This window comes from Polynucleobacter sp. UB-Siik-W21, assembly GCF_018687415.1.
GTDB lineage: Bacteria > Pseudomonadota > Gammaproteobacteria > Burkholderiales > Burkholderiaceae > Polynucleobacter.
Genome location: NZ_CP061289.1, coordinates 674,744 through 694,371 on the forward strand (window position 1 = coordinate 674,744; position 19,628 = coordinate 694,371).

The 19,628-nt window shown below is 45.0% G+C and carries 22 protein-coding genes; 10 read left to right on the top strand and 12 right to left on the bottom strand.

All coding sequences use genetic code 11. From position 1 onward, the window contains the following. Positions 1 to 20: 20 nt before the first annotated feature. Entirely contained in the window at positions 21 to 296 is a 276-nt protein-coding gene (locus C2756_RS03475) for a hypothetical protein (protein WP_251372112.1), read from the top strand. 26 nt (positions 297 to 322) lie between these two features. On the opposite strand, the gene C2756_RS03480 is transcribed toward C2756_RS03475, so the two are convergent. Beyond that, positions 323 to 1,150 (bottom strand): hypothetical protein, encoded by an 828-nt coding sequence (locus tag C2756_RS03480; RefSeq protein ID WP_215320062.1) that lies wholly within the window; start codon positions 1,148 to 1,150, stop codon positions 323 to 325. 225 nt (positions 1,151 to 1,375) lie between these two features. Here C2756_RS03480 and C2756_RS03485 point away from each other — a divergent pair, with 225 nt between their 5' ends. Then, positions 1,376 to 1,594 carry a YdcH family protein gene (locus C2756_RS03485; protein WP_215320064.1) on the top strand — a complete coding sequence of 73 codons (219 nt, stop codon included), beginning with the start codon at positions 1,376 to 1,378 and terminating at the stop codon, positions 1,592 to 1,594. Positions 1,595 to 1,773: 179 nt separating this feature from the next. Continuing rightward, positions 1,774 to 3,612 carry an AsmA family protein gene (locus C2756_RS03490; RefSeq protein WP_215320067.1) on the top strand — a complete coding sequence of 613 codons (1,839 nt, stop codon included), beginning with the start codon at positions 1,774 to 1,776 and terminating at the stop codon, positions 3,610 to 3,612. Here C2756_RS03490 and C2756_RS03495 read toward each other — a convergent pair whose 3' ends face one another. The 3 genes from C2756_RS03495 to C2756_RS03505 are packed head-to-tail and all read right to left on the bottom strand — an operon-like array spanning position 3,613 to position 4,452. Continuing rightward, a complete protein-coding gene (locus C2756_RS03495) occupies positions 3,613 to 3,963 on the bottom strand; it encodes a phage holin family protein (RefSeq protein WP_215320797.1) in 351 nt (116 codons plus the stop codon). Between the two features lie 56 nt (positions 3,964 to 4,019). After that, entirely contained in the window at positions 4,020 to 4,220 is a 201-nt protein-coding gene (locus C2756_RS03500; RefSeq protein ID WP_215320069.1) for a SlyX family protein, read from the bottom strand. A 10-nt stretch (positions 4,221 to 4,230) separates the two neighbouring features. Further along, the gene (locus C2756_RS03505; protein ID WP_215296671.1) at positions 4,231 to 4,452 is read right to left on the bottom strand and encodes a hypothetical protein; all 222 of its coding nucleotides are present in this window, start codon (positions 4,450 to 4,452) and stop codon (positions 4,231 to 4,233) included. A gap of 29 nt (positions 4,453 to 4,481) precedes the next feature. Here C2756_RS03505 and C2756_RS03510 point away from each other — a divergent pair, with 29 nt between their 5' ends. Then, positions 4,482 to 5,480, top strand: coding sequence for an LLM class flavin-dependent oxidoreductase (locus tag C2756_RS03510; protein WP_215320071.1), 999 nt, complete (start codon positions 4,482 to 4,484; stop codon positions 5,478 to 5,480). Positions 5,481 to 5,485: 5 nt separating this feature from the next. Here C2756_RS03510 and C2756_RS03515 read toward each other — a convergent pair whose 3' ends face one another. After that, positions 5,486 to 5,902 (bottom strand): putative toxin-antitoxin system toxin component, PIN family, encoded by a 417-nt coding sequence (locus tag C2756_RS03515; protein WP_215320073.1) that lies wholly within the window; start codon positions 5,900 to 5,902, stop codon positions 5,486 to 5,488. 5 nt (positions 5,903 to 5,907) lie between these two features. Then, the gene (locus C2756_RS03520; RefSeq protein WP_215320075.1) at positions 5,908 to 6,456 is read right to left on the bottom strand and encodes a YaeQ family protein; all 549 of its coding nucleotides are present in this window, start codon (positions 6,454 to 6,456) and stop codon (positions 5,908 to 5,910) included. A gap of 78 nt (positions 6,457 to 6,534) precedes the next feature. Between C2756_RS03520 and C2756_RS03525 the strand changes: the two genes are divergently transcribed. Together C2756_RS03525 and C2756_RS03530 are read left to right on the top strand one after the other, a co-directional pair. Next, entirely contained in the window at positions 6,535 to 7,524 is a 990-nt protein-coding gene (locus tag C2756_RS03525) for a tripartite tricarboxylate transporter substrate-binding protein (RefSeq protein ID WP_215320077.1), read from the top strand. Positions 7,525 to 7,551: 27 nt separating this feature from the next. Then, positions 7,552 to 9,162: an NAD(P)/FAD-dependent oxidoreductase gene (locus C2756_RS03530; RefSeq protein ID WP_215320079.1), complete on the top strand. Its 1,611-nt coding sequence runs from the start codon at positions 7,552 to 7,554 to the stop codon at positions 9,160 to 9,162. 6 nt (positions 9,163 to 9,168) lie between these two features. Here C2756_RS03530 and C2756_RS03535 read toward each other — a convergent pair whose 3' ends face one another. Then, the gene (locus tag C2756_RS03535; RefSeq protein WP_215320081.1) at positions 9,169 to 9,768 is read right to left on the bottom strand and encodes an AAA family ATPase; all 600 of its coding nucleotides are present in this window, start codon (positions 9,766 to 9,768) and stop codon (positions 9,169 to 9,171) included. Positions 9,769 to 9,844: 76 nt separating this feature from the next. On the opposite strand from C2756_RS03535, the gene C2756_RS03540 reads away from it, so the two are divergent. Then, complete coding sequence (locus C2756_RS03540) at positions 9,845 to 11,773, top strand: ATP-binding cassette domain-containing protein (protein ID WP_215320083.1); 1,929 nt, start codon at positions 9,845 to 9,847, stop codon at positions 11,771 to 11,773. Positions 11,774 to 11,785: 12 nt separating this feature from the next. Here the strand turns inward: C2756_RS03540 and C2756_RS03545 are convergent, their stop codons facing one another. Genes C2756_RS03545 through C2756_RS03560 form a run of 4 tightly spaced genes read right to left on the bottom strand, consistent with a single transcriptional unit; the run spans position 11,786 to position 15,685 of the window. Next, entirely contained in the window at positions 11,786 to 12,106 is a 321-nt protein-coding gene (locus C2756_RS03545; RefSeq protein WP_215296678.1) for a chaperone modulator CbpM, read from the bottom strand. 4 nt (positions 12,107 to 12,110) lie between these two features. After that, positions 12,111 to 13,100 carry a DnaJ C-terminal domain-containing protein gene (locus C2756_RS03550; protein WP_215320085.1) on the bottom strand — a complete coding sequence of 330 codons (990 nt, stop codon included), beginning with the start codon at positions 13,098 to 13,100 and terminating at the stop codon, positions 12,111 to 12,113. Between the two features lie 48 nt (positions 13,101 to 13,148). Beyond that, complete coding sequence (locus C2756_RS03555) at positions 13,149 to 14,696, bottom strand: UxaA family hydrolase (RefSeq protein ID WP_215320087.1); 1,548 nt, start codon at positions 14,694 to 14,696, stop codon at positions 13,149 to 13,151. Between the two features lie 26 nt (positions 14,697 to 14,722). Continuing rightward, positions 14,723 to 15,685 (bottom strand): tripartite tricarboxylate transporter substrate binding protein, encoded by a 963-nt coding sequence (locus tag C2756_RS03560; RefSeq protein WP_215320089.1) that lies wholly within the window; start codon positions 15,683 to 15,685, stop codon positions 14,723 to 14,725. A 64-nt stretch (positions 15,686 to 15,749) separates the two neighbouring features. Between C2756_RS03560 and C2756_RS03565 the strand changes: the two genes are divergently transcribed. Continuing rightward, the gene (locus tag C2756_RS03565; protein ID WP_215320091.1) at positions 15,750 to 16,895 is read left to right on the top strand and encodes a mandelate racemase/muconate lactonizing enzyme family protein; all 1,146 of its coding nucleotides are present in this window, start codon (positions 15,750 to 15,752) and stop codon (positions 16,893 to 16,895) included. Here the strand turns inward: C2756_RS03565 and C2756_RS03570 are convergent. Next, positions 16,882 to 17,817, bottom strand: coding sequence for a 3-hydroxyacyl-CoA dehydrogenase family protein (locus tag C2756_RS03570; protein WP_215320093.1), 936 nt, complete (start codon positions 17,815 to 17,817; stop codon positions 16,882 to 16,884). The two genes, C2756_RS03565 and C2756_RS03570, sit on opposite strands and share 14 nt — an antisense overlap. A gap of 142 nt (positions 17,818 to 17,959) precedes the next feature. Here C2756_RS03570 and C2756_RS03575 point away from each other — a divergent pair, with 142 nt between their 5' ends. After that, positions 17,960 to 18,892, top strand: a complete 933-nt coding sequence (locus C2756_RS03575) for an SMP-30/gluconolactonase/LRE family protein (protein ID WP_251370061.1) — start codon at positions 17,960 to 17,962, stop codon at positions 18,890 to 18,892. Then, entirely contained in the window at positions 18,893 to 19,627 is a 735-nt protein-coding gene (locus tag C2756_RS03580) for a GntR family transcriptional regulator (protein ID WP_215320095.1), read from the top strand. Position 19,628: the final 1 nt, after the last annotated feature.

Consider the following 19,628-nt stretch of genomic DNA (forward strand, 5'->3'; position numbering starts at 1 on the left):
TTTAATTGCAAGGTAAAAACATGGCTAGTTTTACAGCTGTATTGAGTCGGCTTTTCTTGGTATGTATGGGCGTCGTCTTGCTTGCCTGCTCAACGCCACCGAGCAGATTTGGTGTTTATCAGCAGTCTGATGGAACTATTGGCGTGCATTCTCCAAAGGATGCTAAGGAAGAAGAAGCTCAGGAAATGGCGGTAGCAGAGTGCAAGAAGCTCGGAAAACGAACTGCGACGATTATTGATAGTCGGAAAACGGTCAATGACCGCTTTCCGATGACGTACAACTATTTGTGTAGATGAATCTTAAATTAAGTGAGATGAAGCGCTTAGCTAAGCAACCATTTCTTAATAGATTTATTGACACACATAGCATCTAAGGCAAGACCAAAGAACTCAGAGCCATTCGTGACCATGCTTTCAATGGCTTCTACTTTGCCTGACTTAATGCCGCGTAGATAAGTCGCTGCACGATAACGCAGGAAGTGCTCAGTTTCACCTTCTTCATTCTCCGTTGAGCAAAGTTCTAGATTGCCATAGCGGGTTTCAGGATTGATATTAAGGATGGATAAGCTTAATGCACCAACTAATTTCTCTGGTACTGGGATTGGTACATAGGAGTAGAGCGAAATCAACATCTCTTCTTCATCTACTTCAATGATGTGATCAATATCCAAAACATCTTGTTCAGTTAACTCAGTCTCACCTGAATCGCCACCACCAAAAGTAGACTCAAACTGCAACATTGCCGTATTGCTGCCTTTAGAGATTTCGATCATGTCAGGGTAGCCAAGCAAACCTTTCCACCAATACATGAGAGAGAAAGTGCAGGGCTTTACCTCTACCAACCCTTTGTTAGTCGATTTAGCGAAGTAGAGACCATAAAACTCATCATCTTTTCCTAGACCATATTGATCAACCTTAGATGATTTGGCAACAGGTTTAGTGCTAGCCTTTTTGTTAACTTTCTTCGCTGCTGGTTTCTTAGTGGGCTTCTTAGCTACCGCTTTTTTAGCAGCAGGTTTCACTACCTTTTTTACCGTCTTTTTAGAGGCTACTTTTTTAGCAGCTACCTTCTTAACAGCTTTCTTTGTAGGGGCTTTTTTTACCACCTTGGTCGCTACTTTCTTTTTTGCTGGTGACTTCTTTGTAGCCATGGTCTATTACCCTTCATTTTTGGTAGTTAATGTGCATCAGCACTGGTAGATATTACTGCAAATTAATTGCAATAAATACTAAGCCTATATGGGGTTTTTCCTGCTAAATATATTACGTGGGGCAGAATAAAAATATTGCCTAGCTTATTGTTCTCTTGGGTAGGCATTGATACACTGAAACTACGCATTATGAATAAACCCAGTCACTTTTGAATGAGGGAATCTATGTTTCCAGAATATCGCGAATTAATCACCAAGCTAAAGACAACAGACCGTCACTTTTCCCATCTGTTTGATAAACACAATAACCTGGATGCCAAGATTCTGCGGATGGAAGACCATAAAGAGCCGAGTACGCTAGAGGAAATTGAAACTCTAAAGAAAGAAAAGTTGCTGCTAAAAGACCAGATTTACGCAGTGCTTAAGAAAGCCAGCGCCCAATAGAGGGGTTAATCTTTCTTGAGGAAGCAGGCTTTGAGCAACTGATTGCCTGCTTCTGTTGTGCGCCCACCTCATGGCTACATTGGCCGTAAACATCGTTATCCCCATCGGAGTAGCTAACCTCTTCTTGACAGGCGGGGCATTTAGGTAAGTTATTTGTGCCCATTTAAAATGAAGATGTAATGAACAAATCTCTCAAAATCTTCTTACTCTTTTTGGCATCTATTGTTGCTATCGCTACTTTAGGCATTTGGTATGCAGCATCGTCGATCAACCCAGCTCAGTTAACGCAATTGCTGAGTTCCTCCGTGAAAGACGCTACCGGCCGTGATTTGAAGATTGCTGGACCTGTTAGCCTGAAATTATTTCCCTCACTAGGGATTGTTGCGCAGAAAGTTTCATTGAGTAATGCATCGTGGGCCAATAAGACTGATATGTTAACGGTCAGGCATGTAGAGTTAGATATCGAATTACTCCCCTTGTTAAGAAAAGAGGTTGCATTCAATGCGATTAATCTGAATGGTGTAGCGGCACAATTACAGACCAATAAAGCCGGCGACGGTAACTGGGATTTCTCACCACCAGTTTCATCTGGAGTTAAGGTGAGCAATGCGACTCAGTCACCCTCGAATAGTTCTGTAGCTGCATCAACTTCGACCTCAGACCAAGTCGACCCTGTCAGGATTAAAAATCTCAGCATTACTGATGCACATTTGAGTTATGAAGATTTTGGTGCTGAACCTAAATCTATTTTGCTGCCTAAGTTATCACTAGTGGGTAGTAGCAATAAAACAGAGATAGTGGGTCAAGCGCAGTACGCCAACTATCAATTACTGATTAAAGGCAGGACTAGCAATTTGCATGATGCTTTAGACAACTGGGATCTGAGCCCCGTCAAACTGCCCTTAGATTTTGATCTCACAGTGAATGGCAAAACCTTAGCCATCAATGGCGAAATAGATAAAAAGCCTAAGAGCTTGCCAAACTTTAATATCAATCTGAGCTCTAAAGCTTTTGAGTTTGCTCCCTTAGCTGGCTCAGCAGTCCTCGCTGGTGCTAGTGGTGCTAAAAGTTCTCCCTCTCCCTCTTCAAAACCACGTGGAAAGTTTTTCTTTAGTGATGAAGCCTTGCCATTCGATATGCTGCCCTATGCTAGTGGAAAGCTTGCTATCAATATTCAAGAGCTGAGTATTCCGGGTCATGTGCCGCTGACAGATTTAAAAGGAATCTTTGTTTTTAATGGCTCTAAGATCGATGTCAATGATCTCTCTTTTGGTCTTGGTAAAGGTACTGCTCAAGTGCGCGCTAGCCTTGCTGAATTTCAAGGTCCTAATCCGCTCATTTCAATGAAAGGTATGGCAAAGGGATTTACTCTGGAGCAGCTGATGGATGCAGTTGATGCTAATACGAAGGTCAAGGGTGGAGATACAGAGCTTGCCTTTAATCTTCGCAGTACTGGAATTTCGATGCATCAATTAGCGAGTCGGGCAAATGGCGCAGTGCAAGTTTCAATTGGTAAAGGTAGCCTAGATTCTCGCTTTATCGATGGTGGTGGCGATCTCCTCATCACGATTGTGAATGCCGTGAACCCAATACGTAAGCAAACTGATCAAACCCTGTTAGAGTGCGCAGTTGTCTATCTACCAGTCGGTAATGGCCAGGTCGCCTTGAATGATTCTATTGGGGTGGTAACAGATCGTTTGGATATGGTGCTATCTGGCTCAGTAGATTTAAAAACAGAGGCTTTAAATATCAAGATTGATCCTAGAGAAAAATCTGGACTGACAACGGGTGTCAATTTAGCGGGCTTAGTGAAGCTTCAGGGAACCTTGCTCAATCCTCAGGCAGGCGTCAATAAAGAAGGCGTAGTGAATAGCGCTATATCGATTGGCTTAGGAATTCTGACGGGTGGGGCAACGATCTTGGCTGAGAACGCTAAATCTATCGCTACCAAGAATGCGGTCCAGCCTTGTAAAGCAGCGCTACATTCTTGGTCAGATATTTATCCAGGTGCTAACTAGTTAAAAAACTAAGCCGCTCACAAATAGGCTAAACAAAGAAATAAAGATACTGGCAAAGAATGCGGTCCAAAAGCTGGAGATCGTAAAGCCACTTACTACTGCTGATACCAGCATTAACACCAAGGCATTTACTATCAATAAGAAGAGGCCCAAGGTCAACACGGTCAATGGCAATGTTAGCAATATCAGCAGAGGCTTCACGATGGCATTAGCAAAGCCGAGAAGCAGGGCGGCGATTAATAGCGAGCCGCCATCAGCAAATCGCAGGCCGCTAAAGATGTAACTAGCCACCCATAGAGACAAGGAAGTTAAGCCCCATTGAATTAGAAATGGCATTAAGTTACCCATAATTTATCCCTTTAATTATTATTAATGATTGGTCTAGCGTTTATATAGTATCAGCCGATCTAATAATGTGGCGGAATATCATCTTTTAAGCTACCACTACTTGCACCACCACTGCTAGCTTGCTCTTTAATGGCTTTGAGTTCGCGATACAGAAACTCAATTTGCTTTTGTTGTTTATAGACAGTCTCATTGAGTTTCTCAATGAGGTCCTCAGTAAAACTGAGTTTGATTTCGAGATTGGTAATTCTGTCATCAGTCATTGGCGGCGCCTTATTTAGTAACAAGCTCAAATCGACCATCTTCCATTTCAGCTTTGGGTCTAATCCAAAAATCGTGCGATTGGAGTGATTCATAGACATAAGCTGGCTCTAGAGTGGCTTCAATATTTGCTAGAAAAGCGACCTTATAAAATCCACCGGTCTTTACATGTCTTAACTTTGCTCCAGGTTTAAAAAGTCCATCATCAGGATCAGCCATTTTGGGTTTACTCATAAAACGCACTTTCTAGGTATGATTTGGTGATGGCAAATTCCATCCCGTACTCCATTCTAGATATATCTCCCATTCCACAGGGGTTTACTGCCGCCGATGCGCTACGAAACTCCTTGGATGTGGCTCAGCATGCTGAGAAATGGGGCTACACCCGCTATTGGGTAGCAGAGCATCACAATATGACTGGTAATGCTAGCTCTGCAACGGCTGTATTGCTTGGATACTTGGCAGCGGGTACGTCTCATATCAAAGTAGGCTCTGGTGGCGTGATGCTCCCCAATCATGCTCCTCTAGTGATTGCAGAACAATTTGGCACTCTAGAATCTCTATATCCTGGCCGTATTGAGTTGGGCTTAGGCCGAGCACCTGGAACCGATCAAATGACAGCGCGCGCATTGCGTCGTGATTTACTAGGCAGTGATGAGCGCTTCCCCCAAGACGTGCGCGAACTACAGCATTACTTTGGACCTATTCAGGAGGGGCAGTCTGTAAAAGCGATTCCAGGAGCCGATACTAATGTGCCGATTTGGATCTTAGGCTCTAGTCTCTATGGCGCTCAATTGGCCGCTCATTTTGGTTTACCGTATGCCTTTGCATCTCATTTTGCGCCTGAGCAGCTATTAGAGGCGATGTCGATTTATCGTGAACTCTTTAAACCATCTGCGCAACAAGCGACACCTTACTCTGCATTTGTTATGAATGTGGTAGCTGCCGATACCGATGAAGAGGCGCAGTATCTATTTACAAGCTTGCAACAAAATGTAGTGCGCATGCGTCGCAATACTCGTGGTCAACTACCCCCGCCAATTGCTGATCTGGATGGGTTTTGTGAACCCCATGAAAAAGCAGCGGCAGCACACACTTTGCAATGTTCTTTGGTGGGTTCAATTGAGACGATTAAAAAAGGAATACGCACTTGGTTAGATCGCACCGGTGCAAATGAAATCTTATTTACTGGCCAGATCTTTGATCATCAAGCGCGTCTCAAATCATTTGAGATAGCAGCGAGGGCTGCTCAAAGTCTATAAAGCGTTCACTCCAAAATAGCGTTGTAGTCAGAGGTGATGTAAGCACTTTCCTTTGTGGCTTTATTCGCTAGCCTGAGGACTTCATTGTCTTTGCTGATCAACATGCAGGGCTTTGCCGTATAAGCAATGTTTAAAAAGACTTGATCATCTGGATCACGACATTGCCATGGTGCGTTGATCAAGGTTTTGTCGTCTATGGTTCTAGCTAAACTGCGCCACTCAGTAAGGATATTTTCTTGATGAATTTGTTCAAGACAGAATAGGGGGCGACTAATAACATCAGCAAGCTCTTCAAAAGTTTTTGGGCTTGCTAAAGCATGAATCTGCCCATTAATAAGTGCCTGCTTGAGATGAATTGCTCTGAAGTCATTAAATACAAAGATATCTAATAAGACATTGGTATCAAAGACAACGGACTTCATTTAGTCTAGCTTTGATTGGAGCGCCAGATTTCTGGGGTGATGGTCACCTGGCCTTGATCAGACGAAATATAGGCTTCACCATCTTGAATATTGACGTGGATGACCATGCTGCGCTCAACTAGCTTATTGAGCTCTTTAGCCTGTTCTGCGGAAATGGAAATGACTTGTAGATTACGAGCACGATTTAGTTTGTTGGCAATGCCATCCCACCAGATTTTGCTAGTATGCCCACCATAGCAATACACAACGACTTGGTCTGCCCTTCCACAGGCTTTGAGAATGCGCCGTTCATCGGGTTGACCAATTTCAATCCAGAGCTTAATAGCATCTGTCAGATCTTTAATCCATAAATCAGGTTCATCGGTATCGCTCAAGCCTTTTGTGAAGACGAGGTCTTCATGACCCTGCAATGCAAAAGCGATGATTCTGACCATCATTCGTTCCTCAGTTTCAGAGGGGTGCTTTGCGATGGTTAGAGAATGACTGCCATAGTAGTGGCGGTCTGAATCTGCGACATGAAGGTCGACTTTATGAATAGTTGCGCGGAGAGCCATACGGCATTATCGCCTTTAAATGGTGGCACCTCAGATTGCCGTATCATTTTAGTAATTTATTCTTCCCTTGGGTCTTCTATGAATACTGCTATTACTTGGAAAATTCGCATTGCAGCGATTTTTTTGATAGGTATTTGTGCTGCCAGTTTTCATCATGCAGCATTAGCGGCAGATGTATGGCCGAGTAAGCCCATGAAGATCATCGTACCTTTTTCTCCGGGAAGTGTTCAGGATGCTTTGGCAAGATCATTTTCCAATGAATTAGGTTCAGCACTAGGTGAACCAGTCGTAGTTGAAAACAAAGCAGGTGCAGGTGGTACGGTTGGCACTGGCATTGTAGGAAAGTCTGCGCCCGATGGATATGCCTTTTTAATGGCAGCCGCAAGTCATAACATTAATGGCAGTCTATTTAATAAACTCAGTTTTGATCCGATAAAAGATTTCACGGGCGCAGCATATATTGGTACTAGTAGTTACATCATGATGACCAATGCAGAGTTTCCAGCGAAGTCTGTTGCAGAGTTTATTGCCTTAGCAAAAGCAAACCCAGGACAATATAACTATGCTAGCGCTGGTAATGGCAGTGCTTCACATTTGGCCATGGCTTACTTTAATAGTATGGCCGGCATTCAGCTGGTGCATATTCCAACCAAGGGTACGGGGGACGCTATTACCGAGTTGTTAGCAGGACGTGCTCAAGCAGTCATTGCTGCCAATGTAGCGGCATTGCCTTTTGCTAATGATTCACGGATTCGTTTCTTGGGCGTTTCCTCAGAAAAGCCATCACCGTTTGTGCCTGGTGTTTCTCCAATTGGCGATACCTTGAAAGGCTATGTCTTTGATAGCTGGTTTGGGCTACTTGCTCCAGCTAGTACTCCGAATAAAATCATCACGAAGATGCAATCTGAAATGAGTAAGTTATTAAAGCAGCCAGAGATTATTGAACGTATGCGCCGCCAAGGTATTGAAATTGGCAACTTATCACCTAATGACTTCAATCAGCTATTGGTGAGGGATTATGTACGTATGGCTAATGTAGTAAAAGCTTCCGGCGCGAAAGCCGAATAAGAAAATGACTATGTACCGTAGAGCCCCATGATCCGTATCACCGAACTGCGTTTACCCATTGCTCATGCTCCAGATGATCTTGAGCTGGCGATTCTGAAGCGTCTGAATTTATCATCAAAAGATTTAATTTCTTTTGCAATCTTTAAGCGTAGCTATGATGCGCGTAAGAATGTTGCTCTAGCCTTCATTTATACAGTAGATCTTTCAGTCAAAAATGAAGCAACGGTGCTCAAACAGTTTGCGAACGACACTCATGTCAGACTCTCGCCAGATACTAGTTATCACTTCGTAGCTAAGGCACCTGAGTCTATAAGCTCCGGCAAAGTATTGCGACCTGTAGTGATTGGTTTTGGCCCTTGTGGCATCTTTGCTGCTTTGACCTTGGCACAAATGGGATTTAAGCCCATCGTGCTTGAGCGCGGCAAGCGAGTTCGAGAGCGTACTCAAGATACTTGGGGTTTGTGGCGCAAAAATATTTTGAATCCTGAGTCTAATGTCCAGTTTGGTGAGGGTGGTGCTGGAACGTTTTCCGATGGCAAGCTCTATAGCCAAATTAAAGATCCGAAATTCTATGGACGTAAGGTGATTAAGGAGTTTGTTAAAGCAGGTGCACCAGCAGAAATTCAATACGTGGCAAAACCCCATATTGGCACTTTCCGTCTTGTTGGCGTAGTTGAAAAAATGCGTCAAGAAATTATTGATCTGGGTGGTGAAATTCGTTTTTCTCAAAAAGTGATTGGCTTTGATATTGAGAACGAGCAAATTACTGGAGTCAAAATCGAAGGGCAGCCTGATTTGCAGGCTAAGCACGTAGTGTTGGCTTTGGGACATAGTGCACGTGATACTTTTAAGGCTCTGCATGATGCAGGCGTGTTCATGGAAGCCAAGCCCTTCTCGGTGGGATTTCGTATTGAGCATCCTCAATCCTTGATTGATAAGGCGCGTTTAGGACCCCATGCAGGTAATGAATTAATTGGCGCTGCAGATTACAAGTTAGTACACCACGCCAAGAACGGACGAGCTGTTTATAGTTTTTGTATGTGCCCCGGTGGAACCGTAGTCGCTGCAACCTCAGAACCTAATCGCGTTGTTACTAATGGGATGAGTCAATATTCTCGTAACGAGCGCAATGCAAATGCTGGCATCGTTGTTGGCATTACTCCAGAAGACTATCCAGGCGGACCGCTTGCTGGACTTGAGTTTCAGCGTCAACTGGAGTCAAAAGCATTTGAGCTTGGTGGCGGTACATATGAGGCTCCAGGGCAATTAGTGGGAGATTTTTTAGAGGGCAAGGCTTCAACTGAGTTTCGAAGCGTATTGCCATCCTATAAGCCAGGCGTTCATTTGACTGACTTAGCACAAGCCTTGCCTGCTTATGCGATTGAAGCTATTCGTGAGGCCTTGCCTGAATTTGAAAAGCAAATCAAAGGTTTTTCAATGAAGGATGCTGTTCTCACGGGCGTTGAGACTAGAACTTCATCACCTTTGCGCATTACTCGAGGATCAAACTTTCAGAGCTTGAATATTAAAGGCCTCTACCCAGCTGGCGAGGGGGCTGGATATGCCGGTGGCATCTTATCTGCTGGAGTGGATGGGATTAAAGTAGCAGAAGCAGTAGCGCTGGACTATTTTTCTTGAGCCACTTTATTGCTTGATTAATTTGCCAATCAGCTTTTCAAAGTTGGCTTCATCGAAGTGGAGATTATCAAAGCGCGTGATTGAAGGATGCTGAGGCGGATCAATTCTACGTTGGGCATATTGATCCCAGTGAGCTAACTTCCATTCATCTCTAGCGTCACCACGCTTTTGCATCCGAACCTTTGCTTCATTCTCATCGAGATCAATCCACGCAATGGATATGCTGGTCTGGAGTGGAATTCCCAATGCTTCTGGATCCAGCATCCTGCCGCTGTGTATTTCTTTCGAAAAGGGACCCACCAAAATCACGTTTACTCCAAGTAATAAGTTTTCTCTGGCGATATCTAGTAAGCCTTGATATTCCCAGTCACGCAGATTCTCAAGATAGTAGGGGCTATCGCGATCATTGGGGTTCTGGGTAGTAAGTTGCATCACATGGGCGCTATAAGCTCCATAGACCGTATCTTTATCCAAGAAGAAAAAGTCCTCCCCTGTTTTCTCAATAATGAGGGGAAGTGCCTTTTTGGCTAAAGTGGACTTGCCAGTCCCTGCGTGCCCTGCAAAGAGGATCAGGCGGGGTGCGTTAGGGGTGAGTTTGCAGATCATTTGATACTAGTCTCGCAGAAATGAGGGATAAGAGTGGAAATATCTCCTATTTTTCTGAAGTGACGATAATGTCGTCATGGCTTTAATCGTACTGACTGATGCAAAACTGGCTTTTGGCCATGTTGACCTCCTCGCAAATACCGCTTTTTCACTCGAATCTGGTGAACGTGTTGGCCTCATTGGCCGCAATGGCACAGGTAAATCGTCTTTATTGAAGATTTTGGCTGGTATTGAAAAAATGGATGATGGCTTGTTGCAATATCAACAAGGCTTGCGAATTTCTTATGTACCTCAAGAACCGATCTTTGATGCTGAAGAAACCGTATTTGAAGCAGTTTCAAAGGGTGTAGCCGAGGCTAAGGCTCTGCGTGAAGAGTATGAAGCTCTGAGCGTGGGCGAGTGGGATGACGCCGCTCACCATCGTTTAGACGAGGTGCAATCTAAGCTTGAGGCTTTGAGTGGCTGGAACTGGGAGCAGCGTGTTCATGAAACCTTAGACCGCTTGCATTTAGATGCCGAAGTCAAGATCAGCACTCTTTCTGGTGGCACAAAGAAGCGGGTGGCTCTAGCGCGTGCTTTAGTAGAGGTGCCTGATGTGCTGTTATTGGATGAGCCCACCAACCACTTGGATTTAGATTCGATTGCCTGGCTAGAAGAGCTCCTGAAAGAATATCAAGGCTCTGTCATTTTGATTACCCATGATCGTGCTTTCTTGGATAACGTTTGCACTCAAATTGTTGAGCTTGATCGCGGTATTTTGAGGAGCTACCCTGGTAATTTCACGCAATACGAAGTACTTAAGGATCAAGAGCTAAATGCAGAATCCCTCGCTAATGCTCGTGCAGATAAATTGCTAGCTCATGAAGAAGTCTGGATTCGGAAAGGGGTCGAGGCGCGCCGCACACGCAGTGTGGCTCGCATCGCTCGCTTGGAAAAGTTACGCTCTAGTCGTGCGGAGCGCAGAGATGCGATCGGTCAGGTCAAGCTTGCAGTATCTGCTGGAGATCGCAGTGGCAAAATCGTCGCAGAACTAGAAAACGTGAGTAAATCTTACGGCAGACCGATTGTGAAAGATTTCACGGCAACCATCTTGCGTGGTGATAAGGTTGGATTGCTTGGACCTAATGGCGCAGGCAAAACCACTTTGCTAAAACTCATTTTGGGCACGATTGCACCCGATTCTGGAACGGCAACGATGGGTACACGTATCGAAGTGGCTTATTTTGACCAGATGCGGGAAGGCCTTGATCTCAATGCTTCTCTAGAGGATTACATTAGTCCGGGGAGCGAGTGGATTGAAATTAACGGCAATAAAAAACATGTCAAGAGTTATTTGAGCGATTTCTTATTCGCACCTGAGAGAACCAATTCCCCTGTCAGCACCTTATCTGGTGGTGAGCGTAACCGTCTTTTACTCGCACGTTTGTTTGCTCGCCCAGCCAACGTCTTGGTCTTGGATGAACCAACCAATGACTTAGATATCGATACCCTTGATTTGCTGGAGCAATTGTTACAAGACTATAAGGGTACGGTTTTCTTGGTGAGTCATGATCGTTATTTCTTGGATAACGTAGTGACCAGCATTATTGCTAATGAAGGTGATGGCTTCTGGCGTGAGTATGAGGGTGGCTATGAAGACTGGAAAATTCAAAAGGCTCGCTCTGACAAAATTCGTGCTGCAAACTCTAATCAAAAGTCTACCCCGAAGGCAGAAGTCAAGTCTGAGCCTCTAGTAGAAGTAAAGTCAGTGGCTAAGCCAGCAGCTAAGAGTGGGGTACAAAAACTCAATGGCAAAGAGCGTCAAGAGCTAGAGACCTTGCCTTTGGAAATTGAGCAACTCGAAATAGAGCAAGCTGATATTGGCATTGCCATGAGCAATCCTGATTTATATAAGAATGAACCAGAGTTAGCCGCTAGTATGCAAGCGCGTTTAAGCGAAATTACTGAGCAGTTAGAACAAAAATTACAGCGTTGGGAGCAACTCTTAAGTCGCTCTGAGTCCTAATGCCTTATGGGGTCAATCGCCCCGTTTCAGGCGAGCCCGTAACTCAGCGATTTCATCAAGAAGATTCAAAGCCAGGGCAACGCCAGGAACATTGAGTTCTAAGTCATGACTCAGGTGCGCTGCGGTCTTAGCTCTTCTCAAAGAGTCACCACCAAAACGCCAATCCTCTGGGGAAGAGCCGGTAGGACTTAAAACTCCTTCTGTGACCCACGACATGATCATGTCCTCAGGTGTACGTGAAGCGTGTGAGAGCTCCACAATGCTCATATGTACTTCGTTTTCAACCACGCTACCTTCAATCCAAGTGATATTTGTAGTGTTTATTTGCGTCATCGCATCATCCCTTCAAATGGGTTCTGGGGTTGAAATCAAAAGCCTTTTCAAAAGCTTGATAAGCCTCTTTGTGGGCGTCACTATCTGCAGGTGGTAGTGCAATGGTTGGGACAACAAACAGATCACCCGGTTCAGCGCTTGGAATACCCTTACCTTTAAGGCGCATCTTGCGGCCAGCCACAGTGCCTGCAGGAATCTTCAGTTCTAAGGTAGAGCCTGCAGGAGTGGGGATATTCACTGTTGTGCCCAAGGCGGCTTCCCATGGTGCTAAAGGAATATCGATGAATACATCTTTTCCATCCACGCGATAGATCGGGCTTTGGTGGAATTCAATTTCGAGATAGAGATCACCCGCTGGCCCTTCGCCAATTCCAGGTCCACCTTGGCCGGAGAGCCTGAGGTTTTGCCCAGCTTTAATTCCCTTCGGAATGCTGACATCGAGTTTGCGTTCTTGCGTAGTGACATGCCCACTCGCATCTTGGGTCGGCATGTGTAAGGCAATCGTCCGCTTGGCGCCGTTATAGGCGTCAGCAAGATCAATCAAAATTTTGGCGTGATGATCTTGACCTTTGAAATTCATGCCTTGGCGTGGATTGCCGCTGTTACTGCCTCGTCCACCTTGGCGATGCTTGCCTCTACCAAAAAGAGATTCAAAGAATTCACTTTGATCGCCCTCGAAGCCGCCACCATAGCCAGGGTGACCGCCACCATAGTCGGTATCAGAATATTCAAAGCCTTCATTCCAATTTGGGGGAGGCGTGAAGTCTTGACCGTTTTTCCAGTTAGCACCAAAGCGATCATAGGCAGCACGCTTCTCGGTATCTTTTAAGACTGCGTAAGCTTCGCCAATTTCTTTGAACTGCTCTTCAGCACCAGCCTCTTTATTCACATCTGGGTGATATTTGCGAGCTAACTTTCGGTAAGCTGCTTTGATTTCTGCCTCGGTGGCCGTCCGTGCAACACCGAGGGTTTCGTAGTAATCCCTAAATTTCATAAGCCAGTATTAATCCTAAATACGTAGTGGATTAATTCTACAGGCGTATTAGCTCATGACACCAATTTGCCAGGGCACAAACTCATAATCCCCCAAGCCTAAAAGCTCGCTCTTGGAGGGTTCGCCTGAGGCAGTTCTGAGGAACAATTCAAAAATGCGTTGACCCATCTCCTGAACCGAGACCGTGCCATCCAATATTTCCCCGCAATTAATGTCCATGTCTTCGGTAAGTCGCTGATACATCGGGGTATTCGTAGCCAGTTTGATACAAGGAGCGGGCTTAGAACCGAACATCGATCCACGACCAGTCGTGAAAGCGATGAGATTAGCACCGCCGGCAATTTGCCCGGTAGCAGAAACTGGATCAAATCCAGGGGTATCCATAAAGACAAACCCCTTAGTCGTAACTGGTTCTGCGTATCGGTAGACTTCCATGAGTGGGCCAGTGCCACCCTTCATAGAAGAGCCTAGAGACTTCTCAAAAATATTGGCGAGACCACCAATTTGATTGCCTGGGCTCACTTGACCATTAATTTGCACATCGCGACCCACTGAGTACTCATCTTTCCACCAACGAATCCGTTTGATGAGTTTTTCGCCAACCGATTGATTTGCTGCGCGGCGGGTGAGGGTATGTTCAACACCATAGATCTCTGGCGTCTCAGACAAAATTCCAGTACCGCCATGACGAGACAAAATATCAATCGCTGCTCCTAATGCTGGATTGGCAGTAATCGAAGAAAAGCCATCGGAACCACCACATTGCAAACCAACAGTCAGGTGACTGGCGGAAACAGTTTCTCGTTTGGCTTTATTGGCTTCTGGTAAAAGAGTCTTCACTGCCTCAATACCCGCTTCAATTGTTTTGCGAGTGCCACCAGACTCTTGCATAATGAAGGTATGTAAGTTTGTTCCTGCCTTGAGATCTTCCTGTTCCATCAAGCCTTTGAGTTGATTGCGCTCACAACCTAAACCGACGATGAGTGCAGCAGCGAGGTTAGGGTGGCGCGCATAACCAGCCATCGTGCGGCGTAGCAATTGCATGGGCTCACCACTCATTTCCATACCGCAACCGATGTCATGGCTAAATGCCACCACACCATCTACATTCGGAAACTCTTTTAATCTTTCGGGTGTAAACCAATCCGCAATTTTGTTCACAACCGTTGCAGAGCAGTTTACGGTTGACAGGATGCCTATGAAATTGCGGGTGCCTACTTGACCATTCGATCTGACGTAGCCTTGGAAAGTGGCACGCTCTGACTCAGGCAACATTTGTGTAGGTTTGAATTCGCTTGCATAGGCATAGTCACGATCAAATTCCCGAAACTCTGTATTGTGGCTATGAACCATGGTGCCAGGTTCAATATCGACGTTAGCAAAACCTACAGTGACGTTGTATTTCAGAATGGGCTCGCCCTTGAGAATCTTTTTAGCAGCTATCTTGTAACCTGCAGGCACTTGGCTACGACTTGTAAAGCCCTCGCTCGGCACTTCAGCACCAATGCCGATGTCAATTCGTGCCACGACTATATTGTCGTTTGGGTGTAAGCGAATGATCGGGCCGATGAGGCGTTTTTCGGAAATTTCAATCATGGATTTCTTTCAATAAGATAGTTTGATTATTCAGCAGTCGCGCCAGATTTCTTCACAATCGGACCCCACTTAGCAACCTCTGACTTAATGTATTCACCTAATTGATTGGGTGTGCTGGTGATGATTTCAAATCCTTTGCCATTGATTTGACCTTTGATTTCTGGATTATTCAGAACGCTAATGAGTTGAGAATTGAGTTTATCAACTACTGATTTTGGCGTATTCGCTGGCGCTACGATTGCATACACGAGCTCTACTTCAAATTTTGGTAAGTATTCTGAAATCGCTGGAATTTCAGGAGCACCAGGGGAGCGTTTCAGGCTCGTAATGCCTAGAGGAATTAATTTTCCAGAGCGAACATAGGGGAGTGCGGCTGGAGTACCTACCAGCGCAGTCTCAATTTGACCACCAAGCACATCTGTTAATGCCGGTGCAGCACCTTTGTAAGGCACGTGCAGAATATCAGTGCCTGCCTGAGTATTGAAGAGCTCGCCACCAAGGTGAAGTGGTGTGCCAGCTCCCGATGAACCAAAGCTCACCTTATTTGGGTTGGCTTTAGCGTAAGTAATCAATTCAGGAATAGTCTTGAAAGGTGCGGAAGGGTTTGCTACAAATAGTAAAGATGAAGAAGCGACTAGGCTTACTGGTGCAAAGTCTTTAATCAGGTTGTAATTTAACTTTTTGTATAAAGTTTCGTTAATCGCTTGTGTACCTACCATCATGAGAAAGAGGGTGTATCCATCTGGTTTGGCGTTAGCAACATATTCGGCTGCTAGGTTAGCGCCAGCGCCTGGTTTGTTTTCAATAATGATGGGCTGACCAAGATTGTCACCCAGCTTAGGAGCAAAACCTCTCGCCAAAACATCTGAAGGACCGCCAGCAGCAAATGGAATGATCAATTTGATGGGTTGAGTAGGGTAGATCTGTGCCTGTGAGCTTGTGGCAAAGCTCATAGTGACCAACGACAATGCTAAAAAGATTTTTCTCATGTAATGTTCTCCGTGTTCTTAATGTGTATTCTTATTCAATCTTGATTTAAATGCATTGTAAAAAATGAAAATTACTCAGGCGACAATCTTTCCGCTGTCAATACCGCTGATTGAGCCCATCAAAATGGCCAAAGAGCTGATTGTGGATGCCAAAACCGTATTACTTCGTTTAACGGATGATGAGGGGCGCCAAGGCTGGGGTGAGGCTTCTGTTGCACCACTCATGACTGGGGAGACTCTCGATAGTCTATTGGCTAGCGTCAAGTATCTGGTAGAAAGCGTCCGCGCTATCGACTGGAGTGACCCAGCGCTGTTCTCCACATCTTGTGATGCGATCCTGTATGGCAATCCATCTGCCAAGTCTTGCCTAGAGATGGCATTACTTGATCTATATACGCAGAAAAAATCTATTCCTTTATGGAAATATTTGCGCACATTAACTAGTGATGCTGTTACATCGGCGCCGGCTGATCTTCCATTGCTTCGGATGCTAGGCGGTTCGCTAGAAAAAGAGATGGCTGATGCCAAATCATTTCGCGAAGCTGGATTTAAGCATTGGAAAATTAAGATAGGCTCACTATCACTTGAAGAAGACTTACATCGCGTAAAGCTACTTTCCGATCTGCTCGAAGGTGATGTTATCTCGGTAGATGCTAACGGCGCTATGTCTTTGGATAATGCAATTCGTTTTTGTGAATCCACGCAAGCAAGCAAATTATCTTTTGCAGAACAGCTCATCCATGCAGATTCTCCCTTGGCAGATTTTGTATTGCTCAAGCAGCGCTCACCAATTCCAATTGGCCTAGATGAGTCTATCCATGGCTCTAATGAAATTGAGGAATTCAGGAAAGCGAATGCGCTCGATGGCGCAAGCCTAAAGTTAATTAAGACGGGCGGAGTATTAGAGGCATGGAAGTGCGCGCAACTCTTGCGAAGCAACAATCTCAAGCTCAATCTTGCCTGCAAAGTAGCCGAAACATCCATATCAGGTGCTGCAACAGCAGCTGTTGGTTTTGCGATCGGTGAAGCGCCTTGGGGATTTAGCATGTCAAATCAATATCTACGTTTTGATATTTGCGATCAACCATTAATAGCAAAGCATGGTCATCTTGATGTTCATCAGCTCAGTAGTACCGGAGTTGGAATTACTCCCAACCTGGATCGCGTTAAAGATGCTATAGCTCAAGCCTATTCCATCATTCAATATTAAGAACATCAAAAGCAGCTTTTAATCTCTTGGAGTAGGAGTCTGAAACGGTTTTAATTTCTTCTGGGGTCCACTTCCTAAAGCCTTCGCCTGCTTTCATGCCTGTTTTTCCATCGGCCATGAGTTGAACAACTTTAGGTGGCAGGGTGGTGATATTAGAAAGTGATGGGTAAATCTCTTTAGCGGCATTAGCCATCCCATCCCATCCTGAAATTTCTTTTTGGGTCATAGGTCCAACGGCAGCATAGCGGAAACCAAAGCTATATCTCACTGCATCATCAATATCTTCCGGTGTCGCGATACCCTCTTGAACTAGCGAGAGGGCCTCTCTCATTAATGCATGTTGAATACGATTGGCTAAAAATCCGGGGATATCTTTTTTGACCAAGACAGGCTTCTTACCTATGGCCTTATAAAGCTCGCAAGCTTGCTCCGCAAATTGGATGGCAGTCTTTTGTCCCATGACGATTTCAACCAAGGGTACGACTTCTGCTGGCATGAAGTAGTGAGCACCCATCATGCGCTTGGCAGTCTTGAGTCCCTCTGCAATTTTGCTGATGGGGAAGCCAGAGCTATTGCTACCAATCGGAATATTTTCTGGCACCACTTGATCAAGATATTGGAATATCTGTTGCTTGAGTTCTAAGTTCTCAGCCACGGTCTCAATCACCCAAGAAAAGTTACCCCAATCTTGCCATTCCTCTAAGACTCCAACGAATTGCTGCTTCTTCATGTCAGCTTCATCTTTGGTGGCATTGTCTCCATCCACGCCAATTTTTTTTGCCAAAGTGATAGCTTTATCCAAGCAAGCATCAGCCTTGTCTTTTGATCTACCTAAAATAACCACGGGGATATTTTTGGCAATAAAGCCGGCTGCAATGCCAGCACCCATTATTCCGGTTCCGATAACAGCTACAGATTTCATAGTTTTAAACCTATACGGTTAAGTAATAAATGATTGCTGATCACTTCAGATCAATAAGTGCTTAAGGTTATCATTAATTATGGTTTAATAGTTCAATAATAAAACTTACTTGTCCGTATAACTTATCTAAGGAGCCTCCTTCATGACGATGCATAACCCCTTCCAGCCGGTTGAGAAGATCAAAACAGAAGTTTTTTCTACGATGCCTGAGAAATTCAGAAAGAAATCACGCACAGGTTGGTCCGATCCAAATCGTCAAGGCGCTGAAGTAGAGTGCTTTTTAGAGGGGCCCTCCTTTGATCGTGAAGGCAATTTATGGTTTGTCGATATTCCTTTCGGTCGCGTTTTCCGCATCGATACCAAGGGTGAATGGGAGCTTATTACCCAGTACGACGGATGGCCAAATGGCTTGAAGTTTCATAAAGACGGCCGTGCATTTATTTGCGACTACAAAGCAGGCTTGCTTGCACTTGATCCAAAGACTGGGAAAATCGAAACGATCTTGGGTTCGATGTATAGCGAAAACTTTAAAGGTTTAAACGATTTGCATTTTGCCTCCAATGGCGATTTATATTTCACTGATCAAGGGCAGACAGGTATTGCAGATCCAACTGGGCGCGTATTTAGATTGCGCGCCAATGGTCAATTAGATCGCTTAGCACTCAACGTACCAAGTCCTAACGGCATCACTTTGAATACCCAAGAAAAGCATGTATTCGTAGCGGCCACTAGGTCCCAGCAAATCTGGAGACTACCTTTGATGGCTGACGGCTCTGTGTCTAAAACAGGTGTGGCAGTTCAACTGACTGGCGGCGTGGCAGGTCCTGACGGGATTGAGATGGATTCAGAAAATGGCTTGTTGGTATGTCATCTTGGGATTGGTATCTGGAGATTTGATAACAATATGTTGCCAACTCACTTGATCTATTCTGAGAACCCACATCACCATCATTTGGCCAATATGTGTTTTGGTGGTGCGGATGGTAAAGATCTCTACATCACCGAGTCTTTATCTGGCGACATTCTGAAAGCACGCGTACCAGTTGCTGGTAAAAAAATGTTTGGGCTTTCTTAATTGGCTGAGCGATTACCGTTATATAAGTCTCTAGCAAATACGCTAGAGCAGCGTATTTATAACGGTGATTGGCCTGTGGGGTCTGTCTTGCCTGCCGAGGCGGACCTCTGTCGCGATTTTCAATCCAGTCGGCACACCTTGCGGCATGCCCTGCAAATTTTGGAAACGAATGGCTTGATTTATCGTCATCAGGGCGCCCCTACTAAAGTGGTATCACGGCAGCGCTTACGGCGCTTTACACAAAGCTTTAATTCTCCAATCGATATCTTGAGTTATTCACGAGATACTTATCGTGAGAATCTAGTTGAAGAATATATCGAGCTCAATGAGCGCCTCAGTCAAATTGTTGGGGCGCCGCTGGGATCATCTTGGTACCACATTGGCGGGATTCGTAAACGTCAACAAGCCGAAGAAGTTATTGCTTGGACTGATATTTATATCTTGCCTCGGTTTGCCTCGCTGACAAAAGATCCCGAACATACTCAGGTGATGGTTTATGAGCAGATCGAGAAAAAGTATGGTGCTCGAATTGAGCGGGCTGAAGTCGATGTATACGCCGCTCTGGCGCCACCTGAGGTTGCAGCAAAGCTCAACATCAAGCCTGACACCTCATGCTTGGTCATTATTCGTCGCTACTTCGACGATCAAGATAAGTTGTTTGAGGTAACAGTAACGCATCACCCAGAAAATAAGTATGTCTACAGCATGGAATTTAAAGCGAGCTCAGAGGTTTAGG